The 15,413-nt window shown below is 61.1% G+C and carries 18 protein-coding genes; 2 read left to right on the top strand and 16 right to left on the bottom strand.

All coding sequences use genetic code 11. From position 1 onward, the window contains the following. Window positions 1-2: 2 nt before the first annotated feature. Window positions 3-1,001 carry a cysteine synthase CysM gene (gene cysM, locus M5D89_RS00295; protein ID WP_248883750.1) on the bottom strand — a complete coding sequence of 333 codons (999 nt, stop codon included), beginning with the start codon at window positions 999-1,001 and terminating at the stop codon, window positions 3-5. Here cysM and M5D89_RS00290 point away from each other — a divergent pair. Both M5D89_RS00290 and pgl read left to right on the top strand, forming a co-directional pair. Further along, the gene (locus M5D89_RS00290) at window positions 990-1,709 is read left to right on the top strand and encodes a VIT1/CCC1 transporter family protein (RefSeq protein WP_248883749.1); all 720 of its coding nucleotides are present in this window, start codon (window positions 990-992) and stop codon (window positions 1,707-1,709) included. The two genes, cysM and M5D89_RS00290, sit on opposite strands and share 12 nt — an antisense overlap. After that, window positions 1,706-2,398 (top strand): 6-phosphogluconolactonase, encoded by a 693-nt coding sequence (pgl, locus tag M5D89_RS00285; RefSeq protein WP_248883748.1) that lies wholly within the window; start codon window positions 1,706-1,708, stop codon window positions 2,396-2,398. Before M5D89_RS00290 ends, pgl begins: the two co-directional genes overlap by 4 nt. Window positions 2,399-2,420: 22 nt before the next feature. Here pgl and M5D89_RS00280 read toward each other — a convergent pair whose 3' ends face one another. The 15 genes from M5D89_RS00280 to murA all read right to left on the bottom strand — a co-directional run bounded on the left by M5D89_RS00280 (window position 2,421) and on the right by murA (window position 15,407). After that, window positions 2,421-3,374, bottom strand: a complete 954-nt coding sequence (locus M5D89_RS00280) for an SPFH domain-containing protein (protein WP_248883747.1) — start codon at window positions 3,372-3,374, stop codon at window positions 2,421-2,423. After that, window positions 3,338-3,805, bottom strand: a complete 468-nt coding sequence (locus M5D89_RS00275; RefSeq protein ID WP_248883746.1) for an NfeD family protein — start codon at window positions 3,803-3,805, stop codon at window positions 3,338-3,340. The genes M5D89_RS00280 and M5D89_RS00275 overlap by 37 nt, the downstream gene beginning before the upstream one ends. A 4-nt stretch (window positions 3,806-3,809) precedes the next feature. Beyond that, window positions 3,810-5,996: a 1,4-alpha-glucan branching protein GlgB gene (glgB, locus tag M5D89_RS00270; RefSeq protein ID WP_248883745.1), complete on the bottom strand. Its 2,187-nt coding sequence runs from the start codon at window positions 5,994-5,996 to the stop codon at window positions 3,810-3,812. Between the two features lie 58 nt (window positions 5,997-6,054). Further along, on the bottom strand, window positions 6,055-6,879 hold the full coding sequence (tatC, locus tag M5D89_RS00265; RefSeq protein WP_248883744.1) for a twin-arginine translocase subunit TatC: 825 nt from the start codon (window positions 6,877-6,879) through the stop codon (window positions 6,055-6,057). A gap of 68 nt (window positions 6,880-6,947) precedes the next feature. Then, window positions 6,948-7,334, bottom strand: a complete 387-nt coding sequence (gene tatB / locus M5D89_RS00260) for a Sec-independent protein translocase protein TatB (protein ID WP_248883743.1) — start codon at window positions 7,332-7,334, stop codon at window positions 6,948-6,950. Window positions 7,335-7,337: 3 nt separating this feature from the next. Next, window positions 7,338-7,568, bottom strand: coding sequence for a Sec-independent protein translocase subunit TatA (tatA, locus tag M5D89_RS00255; RefSeq protein ID WP_248883742.1), 231 nt, complete (start codon window positions 7,566-7,568; stop codon window positions 7,338-7,340). Between the two features lie 69 nt (window positions 7,569-7,637). Beyond that, window positions 7,638-8,321 carry a bifunctional phosphoribosyl-AMP cyclohydrolase/phosphoribosyl-ATP diphosphatase HisIE gene (hisIE, locus tag M5D89_RS00250; protein ID WP_248883741.1) on the bottom strand — a complete coding sequence of 228 codons (684 nt, stop codon included), beginning with the start codon at window positions 8,319-8,321 and terminating at the stop codon, window positions 7,638-7,640. A 36-nt stretch (window positions 8,322-8,357) separates the two neighbouring features. Then, complete coding sequence (gene hisF / locus M5D89_RS00245) at window positions 8,358-9,119, bottom strand: imidazole glycerol phosphate synthase subunit HisF (RefSeq protein ID WP_248883740.1); 762 nt, start codon at window positions 9,117-9,119, stop codon at window positions 8,358-8,360. Further along, window positions 9,109-9,849 carry a 1-(5-phosphoribosyl)-5-[(5-phosphoribosylamino)methylideneamino]imidazole-4-carboxamide isomerase gene (gene hisA / locus M5D89_RS00240; RefSeq protein ID WP_248883739.1) on the bottom strand — a complete coding sequence of 247 codons (741 nt, stop codon included), beginning with the start codon at window positions 9,847-9,849 and terminating at the stop codon, window positions 9,109-9,111. The genes hisF and hisA overlap by 11 nt, the downstream gene beginning before the upstream one ends. A 16-nt stretch (window positions 9,850-9,865) precedes the next feature. Beyond that, window positions 9,866-10,537, bottom strand: a complete 672-nt coding sequence (hisH, locus tag M5D89_RS00235; protein ID WP_248883738.1) for an imidazole glycerol phosphate synthase subunit HisH — start codon at window positions 10,535-10,537, stop codon at window positions 9,866-9,868. Further along, entirely contained in the window at window positions 10,534-11,130 is a 597-nt protein-coding gene (gene hisB / locus M5D89_RS00230) for an imidazoleglycerol-phosphate dehydratase HisB (protein WP_248883737.1), read from the bottom strand. The genes hisH and hisB overlap by 4 nt, the downstream gene beginning before the upstream one ends. Then, the gene (gene hisC / locus M5D89_RS00225; RefSeq protein ID WP_248883736.1) at window positions 11,127-12,197 is read right to left on the bottom strand and encodes a histidinol-phosphate transaminase; all 1,071 of its coding nucleotides are present in this window, start codon (window positions 12,195-12,197) and stop codon (window positions 11,127-11,129) included. The genes hisB and hisC overlap by 4 nt, the downstream gene beginning before the upstream one ends. Beyond that, window positions 12,194-13,492: a histidinol dehydrogenase gene (gene hisD / locus M5D89_RS00220; protein ID WP_248883735.1), complete on the bottom strand. Its 1,299-nt coding sequence runs from the start codon at window positions 13,490-13,492 to the stop codon at window positions 12,194-12,196. The genes hisC and hisD overlap by 4 nt, the downstream gene beginning before the upstream one ends. Further along, window positions 13,489-14,136 carry an ATP phosphoribosyltransferase gene (gene hisG / locus M5D89_RS00215; RefSeq protein WP_248883734.1) on the bottom strand — a complete coding sequence of 216 codons (648 nt, stop codon included), beginning with the start codon at window positions 14,134-14,136 and terminating at the stop codon, window positions 13,489-13,491. Before hisG ends, hisD begins: the two co-directional genes overlap by 4 nt. After that, window positions 14,133-15,407, bottom strand: a complete 1,275-nt coding sequence (murA, locus tag M5D89_RS00210; protein WP_248883733.1) for a UDP-N-acetylglucosamine 1-carboxyvinyltransferase — start codon at window positions 15,405-15,407, stop codon at window positions 14,133-14,135. Before murA ends, hisG begins: the two co-directional genes overlap by 4 nt. Window positions 15,408-15,413 lie beyond the last annotated feature (6 nt).

Raw genomic sequence — 15,413 nt, 5'->3', positions numbered from 1 at the left:
TTTCAGGCGGGGAAGACCCCGGTGGAAAGATAGCGATCACCCCGGTCGCAGATGATGGCCACCAGAAACCCTTGCTCCAGTCTCTGCGCTAACCGGAGCGCGGCAGCCACCGCACCGCCGGAGGAAATTCCGGCGAGAATTCCTTCCTCCCGCGCCAAACGGCGCGTCATTTCCTCGGCCTCTTCCTGTTCGATGTCCACCGTCTGATCCACCATCCGCGCGTCGAAGATCTTGGGCAGATATTCCGTCGGCCAGCGGCGAATACCGGGGATCTTCGCGCCAGCGGCGGGTTGCACGCCAACGATCTGGATCTGCGGCTGAACCTGACGCAGGTAACGTCCGGTCCCCATGATGGTTCCTGTCGTCCCCATCGCGGAAATGAAGTGGGTAATCTGTCCGCGGCTATCGCGCCAGATTTCTGGGCCGGTCGTCAGGGTATGTGCCGCGGGGTTGTCCGGGTTGGAAAACTGATCGAGCATGATGGCTTCACCCGCCGCGACCATGGCGCGGGCGCGGTCGATTGCGCCTTCCATGCTGGCAGCGGCGGGGGTGAGCTCAATGTTCGCACCAAAGGCGCGCATCACCTGGCACCTTTCAATGCTCATGTTTTCGGGCATGATTAAGGTAATTTTTAGGCCCTCGACGGATGCCGCCATGGCCAGCGCAATGCCCGTATTCCCGCTGGTGGCCTCGACCAGGCGATCCCCCGGTCGAATCTCCCCCCGCTCCAAGGCGCGGCGGATCATGTTCAGGGCCGGGCGATCCTTCACCGAACCGGCAGGATTGTTGCCCTCTAGCTTGCCGAAGATGCGCACGCGCGGATTCGGGCTCAGCCGCCGTAGCTCACAGAGAGGGGTGTTGCCGACAAAATCAGCCAAACCGGTCATTCGTTTACCTCGGAGTTTTGGTATGCTTAGGCTATCACTGCCGTCACCCTGACCCAAGGGCTGATGCAGCGCGATGTCTTCCAGAGGGGGAAAAGGAATCGTATGAGCACGCATGCCGCGGTGCAGCCGGTGCACCATCACGAACACCATCATCACGCCCAGATTGGTTGGCTCCGGGCGAGTGTGCTGGGCGCCAACGATGGCCTGCTCTCGACCGCGGCCCTGCTCACTGGGGTTGCAGCGGGGCAGGCCGCGACGCATACCTTGCTCTTGGCGGGAATTGCCGCGTGGGTGGCAGGTGCTTTTTCCATGGCCGCGGGCGAGTATGTCTCCGTCAGTTCCCAGGCCGATACGCAGGCTGCCGATCTTGCCATTGAGGCGCGGGAGATTCATAAAAACCCCGATCTGGAGTTGCTGGAGCTGACGCGCATCTACATGCATCGGGGTTTGGATGAGCCCTTGGCGCGCCAGGTTGCGACGCAGCTCATGGAGCATGACGCCTTGGCTGCTCATGCGCGCGATGAATTGGGGTTGACAGAAGTGGCTACCGCACGCCCGGTGCAGGCAGCGGCGGCGTCTGCGCTTGCTTTTTCGCTGGGGGCGGTGTTTCCGGTATTGGCGGTGCTGTTGGCACCGGCGGGTATCTTGTTGCCCGTGCTGGTGGTTTTAACCCTGCTGCTGCTGGCCAGTCTTGGCGCGCTCGCTGCCTGGGCTGGTGGGGCACCAGTCTGGCGTGGTGCGGCGCGCGTTTTGATTTGGGGTGCGCTGTCTCTCGGGGCGACGACATTGATCGGCCATTTATTGGGGACGGCCGTCGCGTGAAGCCTGCTATCTGGCATCTTTACCCCAACGCCGACCTCATCGCCCAGCGTTTGGCGGCAGCCATTTCCCGACTTGCTGCCGAGGCCATTGCCGCGCGCGGCGATTTCCACCTGGTCTTGGCGGGTGGACACACCCCCAAAGCGGTCTACGATCTGCTACCAGACTGCGGCGCGACCTGGGAGCGCTGGCATCTCTACTATGGCGATGAGCGCTGTTTGCCGGTAGAAGACCCGGAACGTAATTCGCGTATGCTGCGGGATTCCGGGCTTGGGCAGGTTCCCATTCCATCGCGGCAGCAGCATGTGATTCCGGCGGAGTTGGGGGCGGAGGCCGCTGCGGCCGCCTATGCTCCAGTCTTGCCGGCGCAGCGGTTTGATTTGGTCCTGCTGGGGATGGGCGAAGATGGCCATTGTGCCAGCCTGTTTCCAGGGCAGGAGATCGGCTTTGCCGCGGATGTTGCCGATGCCCTGCCGGTGCATCATAGCCCCAAGCCACCCGCCGATCGGGTGTCCCTTAGCGCCGCCCGTTTGCAACGCACCCGCGCACTGTTTTTTGTGATTACCGGCGCGGGCAAAGCTCCCGCTGTCCAGCTCTGGCGTGCCGGAGAGGATCTCCCTGCCGCACGGCTTGGCGCTGGTGCCGATGTCTGGCTGGACGCCCCTGCCTGGGGCAGTCCAAGCCCGTCGTGATCCGCCTGAGGCTGTGCAGGGCTCAGGCCTTCCCGACTCCACCTGCGGGACTGACCGCACTGGTGTTCTTCTGCACGATGGCCAGGGCGGTAGACACCAGGGCTCCGACATTGCCGAGATCGGCGGGAATGACCAGGCTGGTGCTGGCCTTGGCGAGGTTGCCCCACTTTTCGATGTAATCCTTGGCTAACTGCATCTGCAAGGCCTCGAGTCCGCCGGGTTCACGCGCCGCGGCACCAATGGTGGCAATGGCCTTGGCGGTGGCTTCGGCGACCAGAGCAATCGCCTGGGCCTCGCCCTCGGCGCGGAGGATCTCGGCCTGTTTGCGCCCATCCGCCACATTGATTTCCTGCTGCCGCTGCCCTTCGGAGGTATTGATTTGTTGCTGCCGTTGTCCTTCGGACTTGGCGATGGTGGCCCGTTTTTCCCGGTCGGCGGTGATCTGTAGCTCCATGGCGCGAATGATCTCTGCCGGTGGGGCAATATCCTTGATCTCGTAGCGCAGTACCTTCACTCCCCAGTTCAATGCCGCCTCATCCACAGCCTCGGCCACCGCCGCATTGAGCAACTGCCGCGACGACAGGGCGGCATCCAAGTGCAGCTTGCCAATCTCCGAGCGCATACTGGTTTGCGCCAACTGCACTACGGCGGTAAAGGGGTTGCTCGAGCCATAGGCGGCCTTCACCGCATCGGTAATCTGCACATAGAGCACCCCGTCGACGGTCATGGTGGTATTGTCGAGAGAGATACAGATCTGCGCCGGCACCTCCATCGGCAACTCGCGCATATCGAAGCGGTAGGCAATGCGGTCGATGAACGGCACGATCAGATTCAGCCCCGGTTGCAGGGTGAGGTGATAGCGACCCAGACGTTCGATCACCCAGGCACGCTGCTGTGGCACGACACGAATGGTCGCGCGCAGCACAAAGAAGACCACAATCAGGACGACGACGATGCTGATGAGGGTGGTGGGCATAAGGACTCCTTTGCGGACGGCGGAAGCAGGGCGATGTGCAGGAGATTCCCCTCGTGGGCGACAATGACGGCGGCAGCGCCGGGGCAGGCGCTTTCCTCCTCCTCGAGTACCGCGGGCCACTCGCTGCCGCGATAGCTAACGCGATAGCGCCCATGGGCATCAGGACCCCGGAGGATCTCCACGGCTTGGCCCAGGTCCAGATCATCCACCCCGCTCGCCTTGCGCGCGAGACGATGGCGTAGCCAAGTGCTGCCGAGGATGAGCAGAACACCGCTGGCAAGAAAGACCCAGTGCAGGGTGAGATGCGGGAGAAAGAAACCGGCCAGGAGGGTGATCAAGGCCGCCAGGGCCACGGCGGCGAGATAAAAGGTGCCGGTAAACAGCTCTGCCAGACCCGCGACGACGGCGATGATCAGGTAGAGCAGCAGCATCCCTTCAGCCCTCCCAAGTCAAATACAGGGTAGCCAGGGGGGGCAGGGTCAGGGCAAGACTGGCCGGTAGACCAGACCAGGGAAGGTCGTCGCTCGACTTGGGTGGATTGCCGACATTGCTGCCACCATAGGCCGCTGCGTCGCTGTTGAAGATTTCCCGATAGGTTCCGGCGCGCGGTACGCCAATGCGGTAATCCTGACGCGGGACGGGGGTAAAGTTACATAGCACGATGACAAAATTGCCCGCTGGGTCCCAGCGCAGGAAGCTCAGCACGGATTGCCCGGCATCGTGGCAGTCGATCCACTGAAAGCCCTCGGCCCGGAAGTCCTGCGCATGTAGTGCCGGTACCTTGAGGTGGAGTCGGTTCAGATCGCGGAACATCTGTTGCACGCCGCGGTGCCAGTCGATCTCCAGCAAGTGCCAGTCGAGGGCGGCGCCACTGTTCCATTCCCGGCCCTGGCCAAATTCATTGCCCATGAAATTGAGTTTTTTCCCCGGATGGGCAAATTGATAGCCAAACAGCAGGCGCAAGTTGGCAAAACGTTGCCAAGTATCGCCAGACATCTTGTCGAGGAGAGAACCCTTGCCGTGTACCACCTCGTCGTGCGACAGGGGCAGCACAAAGTTCTCCGTATACGCATAGAGTTGGCTGAAGGTGAGGGCGTCGTGATGATAGCGCCGATGGACGGGGTCGAGCTGCAGATAGCTCAGGGTATCGTGCATCCAGCCCATATTCCATTTCATGGAAAAGCCAAGACCGCCGAGATAGGTGGGGCGAGACACCATGGGCCAAGCGGTGGATTCCTCAGCAATGCTGAGGATGCCGGGATAACGCTCGTGCAGGGCCACATGCAGCTCGCGCAGAAAATCAATGGCTTCGAGATTTTCCCGCCCACCATGGCGATTGGGAATCCACTCGCCTTCCCGGCGGGAATAGTCGCGGTACAGTAGCGAGGCGACGGCATCGACGCGAAAACCGTCGATATGGAATTCCTCGGCCCAGTAGCAGGCATTGCTGAGGAGGAAGTTGCGCACCTCGTTGCGGCCAAAATTGAAGATATAGGTGCCCCAATCCTTATGCTCCCCCTCGCGCGGATCGGCATGCTCGTACAGGGCGGTACCGTCAAAGCGAGCGAGCCCCCAACTGTCACGGGGAAAATGCCCGGGCACCCAATCCAGAAGAACGCCAATTCCCTCCCGATGACAATGATCCACAAAGGCGCGGAAACCATCAGGATCGCCAAAACGACTCGTTGGCGCGAAATAGCCACTCACCTGATAGCCCCAGGATTCGTCCAGGGGATGCTCCATCACCGGCAGCAGTTCGAGATGGGTAAAGCCCATTTCCCGGCAATAGGCGACCAGACCCTCGGCAAGCTCGGCATAGCTGCAGAAGCTACCGTCAGCACGCCGTTGCCACGAGCCGAGATGAACCTCATACACACTCATGGGGGAAGATTGCCAATCCCATTGACTACGCTCTGTCATCCAGGCGTCATCGCCCCATGCATGAGTTTGCTGCACTACCCGCGCCGCGGTGCCAGGACGCAGCTCAAAGCTGTGCGCATAGGGGTCGGTCTTGACGAAGACGCTGCCGGAATCGCGATGGCGGATTTCAAATTTATAGACTGCGCCTGCCATGACGCCGGGTAGAAAAATCTCCCAGAGACCACTTTGTCCGCGTGGCCGCAGGGGATGGATGCGGCCATCCCAGGCGTTGAAATCGCCCACGACACTGACGCGCGCGGCGTTGGGCGCCCAGACCGCAAAGAAGGTCCCGTCGACGCCGTCGCAGTGGCGCGGATGGGCACCGAGGCTCTGGTAGGCATCCAGCCAGCGCCCTTCGCCGAAGAGGTGGATATCGAGCTCTCCCAACTGCGGCGGGAAGGTATACGGATCATAGCGTTCCTGCCATTGTCCGGCGCTGTTTTGCCAGCGCAGTCGGTAGGGCTGGGCGAGTTGAGTGGTCGATTGGGAAGCGAAGACACCCGCTTCATGCAAGCGCTGCATCGGCCGCGCCTTGCCTCTCTTGGGTAGCAATTCGACGCTGTCGGCGTCAGGAAGGAAGACCCGCTGCACCCAGCCACCTTCATCATCGGGATGCTGGCCGAGCCAGGCAAAAGGATCGGGATGCCGTGCGCTAACAATCGCTTCGACGTGGTCCGGGTCTGCAGTTATCGTCTTGGCCACCTGCTACCTCCTTTTTACCTGCGTTTCCAGCATAGCACAGCAGGCGCAAAATCTTCCGTCATTTGTCCTCGTCGCGGAAGCTATCCTCTGCGTCTTTCATGAGCTGCTCGGCATCAGGCTCTTCGTTGGCGCTGGCCGCAGCAGCACGCCTGCGCTCGAAGTAGGCCGAAAACAAGAGCCCCATTTCGAACAGCATATACATGGGGATCATCAGCAGCACCATCGACATGACATCGGGGGGGCTGAGGATGGCAGAGGCAATGGCACAGACCAGGAAGGCATAACGTCGACCCCGCCGCAGGGTATCCAGTTGCAGGACGCCAATTTGCACCAGTACCACCACGAGAATGGGGATCTGAAAGGCCAAGCCAAACGCGAGGGAAAATTTGACGATCAGCGCGAGATAATTGCTGACCTTGGGCATGGCGCTGATGTCCGCGCCGGAAAAACTGGCGAAGAAGCGAAACGCATTGGGAAAGACGACGAAATAGGCAAAGACGATGCCTGCAACGAAAAGGGCAAGGGACGTAAAGAGAATCGGGAAAAAGATCTTGCGCTCATGGACGTAGAGGCCTGGTGCAATGAAGGCCCAAAACTGGTAGAGAATGACCGGTAGGGCGAGCACAAATCCGGAGATGAGGGACAGCTGCACATAGGTAAGAAAAACCTCGGGCAGGCTGGTGTAGATCAGGTGGCTGCCCTTGGGTAATACTGCAATGAGGGGCTGGGCGAGAATGCCATAGATTTGTTGCGCGAAGGGATAGGAAATGAGAAAACCGATAAACAGCGCGATGACGGAAAACAGAACTCTCCGCCGCAACTCTAATAGGTGACCGATAAAGGTATTCTCAGCGGACTCGCTCAGTTTGTCTGCACTTGCCATTAATTTCCCGGGGCTATCATGATCTGGAACGAGGGACTATGAGGCACCGGAACACTGGCGCAACAGCGTCAGTGCAAGGTCTGACCCTGGGGGCGTGAGGGACCACTCACCCCCGGAGGAAGGCTCACCGTAGCCTCCTCTGCAGAGGCAGGTCCAGCCTCCGCTGCAGGAGCAGATTCTTCCGCAGGCAAGAGCGGTTCTTCGATGCTGGCCTTGAACTTTTCCACCTCTTGCAGCGGTTCATCGGCATAGCCCTTGAGCTTTTCCGCTTCCTTGCGCATCTCATCGAGCAATAACTGCTGCTCCACTTCCGAGCGGACGTTGTTCACCGTGCGACGAAAATAGCCCACCCACTTGCCGGCGGTGCGCGCCAGTTCCGGCAGTTTTTCTGGGCCCACTACCAGGAGGGCGATGATCGCGAGCAGGGCAAGCTCCCCAAAGCTGAAGTCAAACATGGCTTAGCTATGGTGCACACTTTCCTGTTCTTTTTTCGGACTGACCTCAGCCTCAATAGTATGTCCCAGAGCGGCCTCCTTTTCTTTTTTTTCTTCTTCTTCCTTCACTGCGGAGCGAAAGCCCTTGATTGCCGAACCCAGATCAGAGCCCACGTTGCGCAGCTTCGCTGTGCCAAAGAGGGCCACCACAATCAACAAAATGATAATCAGATGCCAGATACTAAAAGCGCCCATGACGATCTCCTTCCCAAATGGGACGATGCGCTACTGTACTTTTGACCATAGTCAAGACCGGGAACAGCGTCAAGCTGACTGCCGGGATGCCTTTTCGACCAGACCCGAGACTCCTTCACGACGTTGCAACTCGCCCAGCACTTGATCAATATGCAAATCTCGTTCCTCCAGCGCGACCAAGAGGTGGAACAGTAAGTCTGCAGCCTCTGCAATGACTGGCTGCGGCTCAGGATTCTTGCAGGCGAGCAAGAACTCTGCTGCCTCTTCACCGACCTTTTTTAGCACCCGGTCACGGCCGCCATGGAGCAGTTTGGCAACATAGGACTGTGCCGGGTCGGCCTGACGTCGCTGACGAATCGTGGCCTGCAGCTCATCCAGGACACTGCCGCCGGGGGGAAAACGATCCTGCCAGGCGTCTCGTTCGGCCTGGCGAAAAAAACAGGTAGCGGCCCCGGTGTGGCAGGCGGCACCCTCTTGCACGACGCGCAGGAGGATGGTGTCGCCATCACAGTCGAGATGCACGCTGTGCAGAGACTGCACATGGCCGGAGCTTTCCCCTTTGCGCCACAGCGCCTGACGCGAGCGAGACCAGTACACACCGCGCCCTTCCGCAAGGCTTGCGCGCAATGCCTCGGCATTCATCCAGGCCAGCATCAATACCTGTCCACTGCGCACGTCCTGGGCAATGGCCGGTGCCAAACCGTGTTCGTTCCAGCGTACCGCGCTGACCAGCTCTGCGTATTGCTCGTCCATATCTTCCTTTACGCCATTCTTGCGTTCATGGATGCGTCAGACATCCATGCGCATGGGAATCCCTTGCCGGGCGAGGACGCTCTTTACCTCAGGAATACGAAATTGCCCAAAGTGAAAGACGCTGGCAGCCAAAACCGCATCGGCGTGACCCTGCAAGATCCCCGCGGCAAAGTCGTCGAGCTTGCCTACCCCGCCGGAAGCGATGACGGGCACGGCTACGGCGTCGGCTACGGCGCGGGTAAGCTCGAGATCAAATCCCGCACCGGTACCATCGCGGTCCATACTGGTCAGCAAAATTTCTCCGGCACCGAGTTCTGCCATGCGTTGTGCCCAGCTGACGGCATCCAGGCCCGTAGACCGGCGCCCGCCGTGGGTGAAGACTTCCCAATGCTCGCCGCTACGCCGGGCGTCGATGGCGACCACAATGCAGGAATTGCCGAAGCGCTGTGCAGCTTGCTGCACCAACTGCGGATGGGCAACGGCGGCGCTGTTGATGCTGACCTTGTCGGCGCCTGCCAATAACAAGGTGCGCACGTCTTCGACGCTACGTACCCCGCCGCCCACGGTGAGAGGAATGAAGACTTCCGCCGCCACTGCGGCCACGACATCGGCCATGGTCTGGCGCCCCTCGTGGCTGGCGGAGATGTCGAGAAAGGTGATTTCGTCTGCCCCTTCCGCATTGTAGCGGGCGGCGGTTTCGACAGGATCCCCCGCATCGCGCAGGGAAAGGAATTGTACCCCTTTGACGACCCGACCTTGATCGATGTCGAGACAGGGAATGATGCGTTTACTGAGCATGGCGCTCATCCAACTGTCGCTGTGCGCTGGCAAAGTCGAGACTGCCCTCGTAGATGGCGCGGCCCGTGATGGCGCCGAGGATTCCCTCCTCCTCATAGGTCTGCAAGGCCAAAAGCTGCTCGATGTTGGCGATACCCCCCGAGGCGATAACCGGTACCGGAATACTGCGCGCCAGTTCGACGGTGGCTTCGATGTTGGGGCCACTCATCATGCCGTCACGGCTGATGTCGGTGTAGATGATGGCCTCGACGCCATCGTCGGCAAAATGTTTGGCCAGATCGATGGGGTCATGACGGGAGAGCTTCGACCAACCCTCCGTTGCCACCTTGCCATCCCGGGCATCGATCCCGACGATGATGTGTCCGGGAAAGCTGACCGCTGCCTCGGCGACGAAGCCCGGGGCCTTCACTGCCTGGGTGCCGATAATGGCATAGCGTACGCCGGCAAGAAGATAACTTTCGATCTGTTCTTCACTGCGGATACCGCCGCCGACCTCGATTTCCAGCTGCGGAAAGGCGCGGGAAATGGCACCGATGATCTGCGCATGGACCGGCTCGCCAGTCACCGCGCCGTCCAAATCGACAATGTGCAGACGCCGTGCCCCCGCCTCCACCCAGCGCTGGGCGGTGGCTAAGGGGTCTTCGGAAAATACCGTGTCCTCATCCATGCGCCCCTGGCGCAAACGCACGCAGGAACCCCCTTTGAGGTCAATGGCCGGAATCAACAACATGTCTTTCTCTCCACTCCTAAGCGATCTCACACCCGCCCGCGCAATCTCCAGACCAGTGCAAAAAATTACCCAGGAGCTGCAGACCGGCCTTGCCACTCTTTTCTGGATGGCATTGCAGGGCAAAGAGGTTGTCGGCGGCAATGGCGGCACAGAACGGGATGCCATAATCACTGAAGGCCGCCAGAAGATCAGGGTGTGCCGGTTCGACGTAAAAGGAATGCACAAAATAAAAATGCGCATCCTGGGGAACTCCAGCAAAAAGAGGGTGGGGAATGAGTTGGTGCAGCTGGTTCCAGCCCATGTGTGGGACCTTCAGGCGTTGCCCTGATGCCGATTGCAGCGTCTCCTCGGGAAAGGACAGGACTTGCCCTGGCAGGATACCGAGACCGGCATGCTCTCCATGCTCCTGACTCGACTCCATCAAGGCCTGCATACCCAGGCAGATGCCGAGAAAGGGACGGTTTTGTGCGGCAATGCGCAGAAACTCGTCCAGCTCACGTTGTTCCAGGGCCGCCATGCAGTCACCGAAGGCGCCGACGCCGGGAAAAATCAGGCGGTCGCAGGCTGCCAGTTCCGCAGGCTTGGCACTGACTACCGCCTTGCCACCCAAGTGTTCCACGGCCTTGGCCACCGAGTAGAGATTCCCCATGCCGTAGTCGACAATCCCAACGCTGGTGCTCCGGCTCATCGGTTCAGCGTCCCCTTGGTACTGGGAATGCTGTTCCCTGCCCGGGGATCCTGACTGACGGCCATTCGCAGGGCGCGGCCACAGGCCTTGAACAGCGTTTCGGCGATATGATGGGCATTGTCGCCGCGCAGGGCATCGAGATGCAGGGTGACCTGGGCATGGTTGACAAAGCCTTGGAAGAACTCGTGCAAGAGATCGACATCGAAGGTCCCAATCTGGGCGCGCGGAAAGTTGACCGCGTACACCAGTCCTGGCCGCCCGGATAGATCGACGACGACCCGTGACAGAGCCTCATCCAAAGGCACATAGGCATGGCCATAGCGGGTCAGCCCCGCCTTGTCGCCCACGGCGCGGGCAAAGGCTTGACCCAGAGTAATGCCAATGTCTTCCACGGTGTGATGGGCATCGATCTCCAGGTCGCCATGCGCCTCGATCTCCAAGTCGAAGAGGCCGTGACGGGCAATCTGGTGCAGCATGTGCTCGAGAAAGGGCAGGCCGGTCTGCAATTGCGCCTGGCCCGAGCCATCCAGCTCCAGGCGCACGGCAATTTGCGTTTCGAGGGTGTCACGGCGGACTTCCGCAAGGCGACTCATAGCAACCCTTCCAGGGCAGAGAGAAAAGCACGATTTTCGGCTGGTGTACCGATACTGACCCGCAGATAGTCGCCGAGGCGAGGATGCCCTGTAAAGGCTTTGAGCAAGATTCCTGCGTTTTTCAGGCCAGTATGGATGGCGGCAGCGCGACCGGGTACGGCAAACAGGAGAAAATTGGCACGGCTGGGCAGTACCTGAAGGCCCATATCGCGCAGGCGCTCATAGACGAATTCGCGTTGAGTGCGAATCTCATTCGCTTGGAGCGCCAAGACCTCGGCATGTTGCAGCGCGAAGCTGGCACTTTTCTGGGTCAGGATATTGATATTGTAGGGCAGGCGCAGTTTGTCCAGCTCCTGGATCCAGGCTGGGGGACCGGCCAGAAAACCCAGACGCAGGCCCGCCAGTCCTTCTTTGGACAGGGTGCGCAGGAGGAGCAGATTGGGCCAACGACCCAGTTGGTCGGCAAAACTCGCCTCACTGAACGCATGGTAGGCCTCGTCGACCACCACCAGCCCCGGCGCTGCCGCACAAATGGCCTCCAGACTGGCTACCGGATGCATCTGGCCACTGGGATTGTTGGGCCAATCGAGGAAGACAATGGCCGGATGATGCTGCTCCATTGCGGTCAGGAAGGCCGGGAGATCCAGCTGAAAATCTCCATCCAGGGGGACGGCGTGATAGGCCAAGCCTTGCTGTTCGGCGATGATGCGGTACATCACGAAGGTCGGATCGACACCCAGGATGGGTCGCCCCGCCCCGGCAACGGCGGAAATCAGGATCTGGATCAGCTCATCCGAACCGTTGCCCAGCATCAGTTCCATGTCCGCCGGAATGCCGCCGTGCAGCGCCAGGGCGCGCATCAGTTCCTCTGGCCGCGCATAGGGATAGCGATTCAGCTCGGCGTCGTGCAGACATTCCAACCAAGCGCCACGCAGGCTCTCCGGCAGGCCATAGGGATTTTCCATGGCATCGAGCTTGATCAGGCCGCTGCTATCGGCAACCGCGTAGGCGTGACTGGATAGGACCGCCGGACGCAGAAGATCTTGCGGCAGGCTCTTGCCGCTCATACTTTGCCCTGGGTGCGCGCCGCTGCGGAACGAGCATGCGCGGTCAGCCCCTCGGCCTCCGCCAGCGTCTTGGCCAACTGCCCCAATTCCTGCGCGCCGCGAGGGCTGGCCTCGATCAAGCTACTGCGCTTGATGAAATCATAGACGCCCAGAGGCGAGGAGAAGCGCGCACTCCCCCCAGTGGGAAGCACGTGATTGGGGCCCGCGACATAGTCGCCGAGGGCCTCGCAGCTATGGATGCCGAGAAAAATCGCCCCAGCATTCTCGATCTGCGGGAGCAGGGCGCGTGGCTCCTGCACGGCCAACTCCAGGTGCTCGGGCGCCACTCGATTGGCCAGGGCACAGGCCTCGGCCGCATCACGGGCGAGGATCAGGGCGCCACGATTCTCCCAGCTGGCGCGGGCAATGGGGGCGCGGTCGAGTTCGCCAAGGGCCTGTTCGACGGCACTGGCTACAGCCGCCAGATGCGCAGCATCCCAGGTGATGAAGATACTCTGGGCGATTTCGTCATGCTCTGCCTGGGACAGGAGATCCCAAGCCAACCACTCTGCTGGGGCGCTACCATCGCTGAGGACGAGAATCTCACTCGGCCCGGCGATCATGTCGATGCCCACCTTGCCGAAGACCATCCGTTTGGCGGTGGCGACATAGATATTGCCGGGGCCGACGATCTTATCCACGGCGGGTACCGAAGCGGTACCGTAGGCGAGTGCGGCAACGGCCTGTGCGCCACCGATACGGAAAACGCGGTCCACCCCCGCCACGGCCGCCGCCGCCAAGACCCAAGGGTTGACCTCGCCGCGCGGGGTGGGCACGGTCATGATGATTTCCGCTACACCCGCTACCTTGGCCGGCAAGGCATTCATCAGCACGGAACTGGGGTAGGCAGCCTTGCCGCCGGGGACATAGATCCCCACCCGATGCAGGGGCAGGACGCGCTGCCCGAGGCGATTGCCAGCGGCGTCCTGCATCTCCCAGCTCTCGGTGCGCTGGCGTTCGTGGTAGCTGCGAATGCGCTGCGCCGCCGCTTCCAGTGCGCCGCGCTCCGCCGCGGAGAGTTGCGCGAGGGCAGCCCGGCAGTCTGCCAGCGGGATTTCCAAGGCGTTGCTGTCGGGCAAGTCCAGCTGATCGAAGCGGGCAGTGGTTTCCAGTAGTGCGGCATCGCCGCGGCTGCGCACTGCCGCCAGGATCTCGCGCACGCGCTCTTCGATTTGTGGATCGGCACTGGCCTCCCAGCCATGCAATGCCGCAAAGGCGGAGGTAAAATTGGGATCTAGCGTATTGAGCCGTTTCATTGCTCGATCTGCGCCTCCAGTTTGCGAATCAGATCTTCGATCGCCCTACCCTTGCGTTTCATGGCTGCCGGGTTGACCACCAGGCGGCTGGAAATGGGCATGATCTCCTCCACCTCGACCAATCCGTTTTCGCGCAGGGTCCGACCGGTGGATACCAGGTCGACGATGCGATCTGCCAGCCCGACCAAGGGTGCGAGTTCCATGCTGCCGTAGAGCTTGATGATTTCGGTCTGCACTCCGCGCGCCTGAAAGAAGCGCTTGGTAATGTGTGGGTATTTGGTGGCGATACGCACCCGTTCCCAACTTTCCGGTTGGTCGCCTGCCGCAAGTGCCGCCGGTTCCGCCACCGACATGCGACAGACGCCAATACGCAGATCCAGAGGCTCGTAGAGCGCAAGATTTTCCTGTTCCAGGAGTACGTCCTTGCCGGCAATGCCGAGGTCCGCAGCCCCCCAGCTCACATAGGTGGGCACGTCGCTAGCACGGATGACGAGAAAACGCACGCGCGGATCGGTGCTGGGCAGAATGAGCTTGCGCGACTTTTCCGGATCCTCGGCAAGTTCAATCCCGGCCGCGGCAAAGAGGGGAATGCTCTCCTCCAGGATTCGTCCCTTCGACAGGGCAATGGTCAAACTGTCGTTCATGCTGCTTTCCCGCTTTGACTGCGAATCCGTCGGATATCTGCCCCCAGGGCACCCAGTTTCTCTTCGATCACTTCATAGCCGCGATCGAGATGATAGATCCGATCGATCAGGGTTTCGCCTTCCGCCACTAGGCCCGCCAAGACCAGGCAGGCGGAGGCGCGTAGATCGGTGGCCATGACGGGTGCTCCCCGCAGCCGCGGCACACCACGTACCACGGCGGTCTTGCCATCGCCGTCGATCCGGGCTCCAAGTCGCTGTAGTTCGGAAACGTGCATGAAGCGATTCTCGAATATGGTTTCGCTGATCATGGCACTCCCCTCCGCGATGCTGTCGAGGGCCATGAACTGCGCCTGCATATCGGTGGGAAAGGCGGGGTAGGGGGCGGTGCGCACGTCCACTGCCTGTGGGCGGCGCTGCATGCGCAAGCGGATACCATCCCCATCCTCCTGGATTTCTGCACCGGCCTCGCGCAGCTTCCCCAGCACGCTGTCAAGCAGGCGTGGATCGCTGCGCCGCAAGAAGACATCGCCACCGGTCATGGCTGCAGCCACCAGATAGGTGCCGGTTTCGATGCGGTCGGGCAGAATTTGATGCTCGCAGCCGTGTAGGGCTTCCACCCCCTCGATCTCGATCACGGATGTGCCAGCGCCGCGAATCTTCGCCCCCATGGCATTGAGCAGGCGCGCCAGATCCACCACTTCGGGTTCCCGCGCCGCATTTTCGATGCGCGTGTGGCCCTCGGCGAGGGTGGCGGCCATGAGCAGATTTTCGGTGCCGGTGACGGACACCATCTCCATGACAATGGAGGCGCCGCGCAGGCGCGTTGCCCGCGCCTTGACGAAGCCATCCTCGAGGCGGATTTCTGCCCCCAGGGCCTCCAGACCATTCAGATGCACCGTCACGGGCCGGCTACCAATGGCGCAGCCACCGGGCAGGCTGACCTCCGCCGCGCCATGACGGGCGAGCAAAGGGCCCAGCACGAGGATGGAGGCGCGCATGGTCTTCACCAGTTCGTAGGGGGCGACCAGGGAATGTACACTGCGCGGATCGATCTCCACCCCCAGCTGTTCGTCGATTAGGACGCGCGCGCCCAGACAGCTCAGTAATTCCAGGGTGGTGGTGACATCGCGCAAATGGGGAACGTTGCGCAGGATGACGGGCTCCTGCGCGAGAATGCTGGCCGCCAGACAGGGCAGGGCGGCATTTTTGGCCCCGGAGATCCGTAACTCACCACGCAGGGGGCCATTGCCACGCAGGAGCAGTTTATCCACGCGTTT

It is taken from the genome of Acidithiobacillus acidisediminis, assembly GCF_023277115.1.
Taxonomy (GTDB): Bacteria; Pseudomonadota; Gammaproteobacteria; order Acidithiobacillales; family Acidithiobacillaceae; genus Igneacidithiobacillus; species Igneacidithiobacillus acidisediminis.
The sequence above is the reverse complement of the archived record's forward strand: the minus strand, read 5'-3'. Positions and strand labels throughout refer to the sequence as shown.

Excerpts from the sequence above, each read along its gene's own strand:
- M5D89_RS00290 (WP_248883749.1), top strand. The coding sequence starts at position 990 with ATGAGCACGCATGCCGCGGTGCAGCCGGTGCACCATCACGAACACCAT.
- cysM (WP_248883750.1), bottom strand. The coding sequence starts at position 1,001 with ATGCGTGCTCATACGATTCCTTTTCCCCCTCTGGAAGACATCGCGCTG.
- M5D89_RS00280 (WP_248883747.1), bottom strand. The coding sequence starts at position 3,374 with ATGCCCACCACCCTCATCAGCATCGTCGTCGTCCTGATTGTGGTCTTC.
- M5D89_RS00275 (WP_248883746.1), bottom strand. The coding sequence starts at position 3,805 with ATGCTGCTGCTCTACCTGATCATCGCCGTCGTCGCGGGTCTGGCAGAG.
- tatC (WP_248883744.1), bottom strand. The coding sequence starts at position 6,879 with ATGGCAAGTGCAGACAAACTGAGCGAGTCCGCTGAGAATACCTTTATC.
- tatB (WP_248883743.1), bottom strand. The coding sequence starts at position 7,334 with ATGTTTGACTTCAGCTTTGGGGAGCTTGCCCTGCTCGCGATCATCGCC.
- tatA (WP_248883742.1), bottom strand. The coding sequence starts at position 7,568 with ATGGGCGCTTTTAGTATCTGGCATCTGATTATCATTTTGTTGATTGTG.
- hisIE (WP_248883741.1), bottom strand. The coding sequence starts at position 8,321 with ATGGACGAGCAATACGCAGAGCTGGTCAGCGCGGTACGCTGGAACGAA.
- hisF (WP_248883740.1), bottom strand. The coding sequence starts at position 9,119 with ATGCTCAGTAAACGCATCATTCCCTGTCTCGACATCGATCAAGGTCGG.
- hisA (WP_248883739.1), bottom strand. The coding sequence starts at position 9,849 with ATGTTGTTGATTCCGGCCATTGACCTCAAAGGGGGTTCCTGCGTGCGT.
- hisH (WP_248883738.1), bottom strand. The coding sequence starts at position 10,537 with ATGAGCCGGAGCACCAGCGTTGGGATTGTCGACTACGGCATGGGGAAT.
- hisB (WP_248883737.1), bottom strand. The coding sequence starts at position 11,130 with ATGAGTCGCCTTGCGGAAGTCCGCCGTGACACCCTCGAAACGCAAATT.
- hisC (WP_248883736.1), bottom strand. The coding sequence starts at position 12,197 with ATGAGCGGCAAGAGCCTGCCGCAAGATCTTCTGCGTCCGGCGGTCCTA.
- hisD (WP_248883735.1), bottom strand. The coding sequence starts at position 13,492 with ATGAAACGGCTCAATACGCTAGATCCCAATTTTACCTCCGCCTTTGCG.
- hisG (WP_248883734.1), bottom strand. The coding sequence starts at position 14,136 with ATGAACGACAGTTTGACCATTGCCCTGTCGAAGGGACGAATCCTGGAG.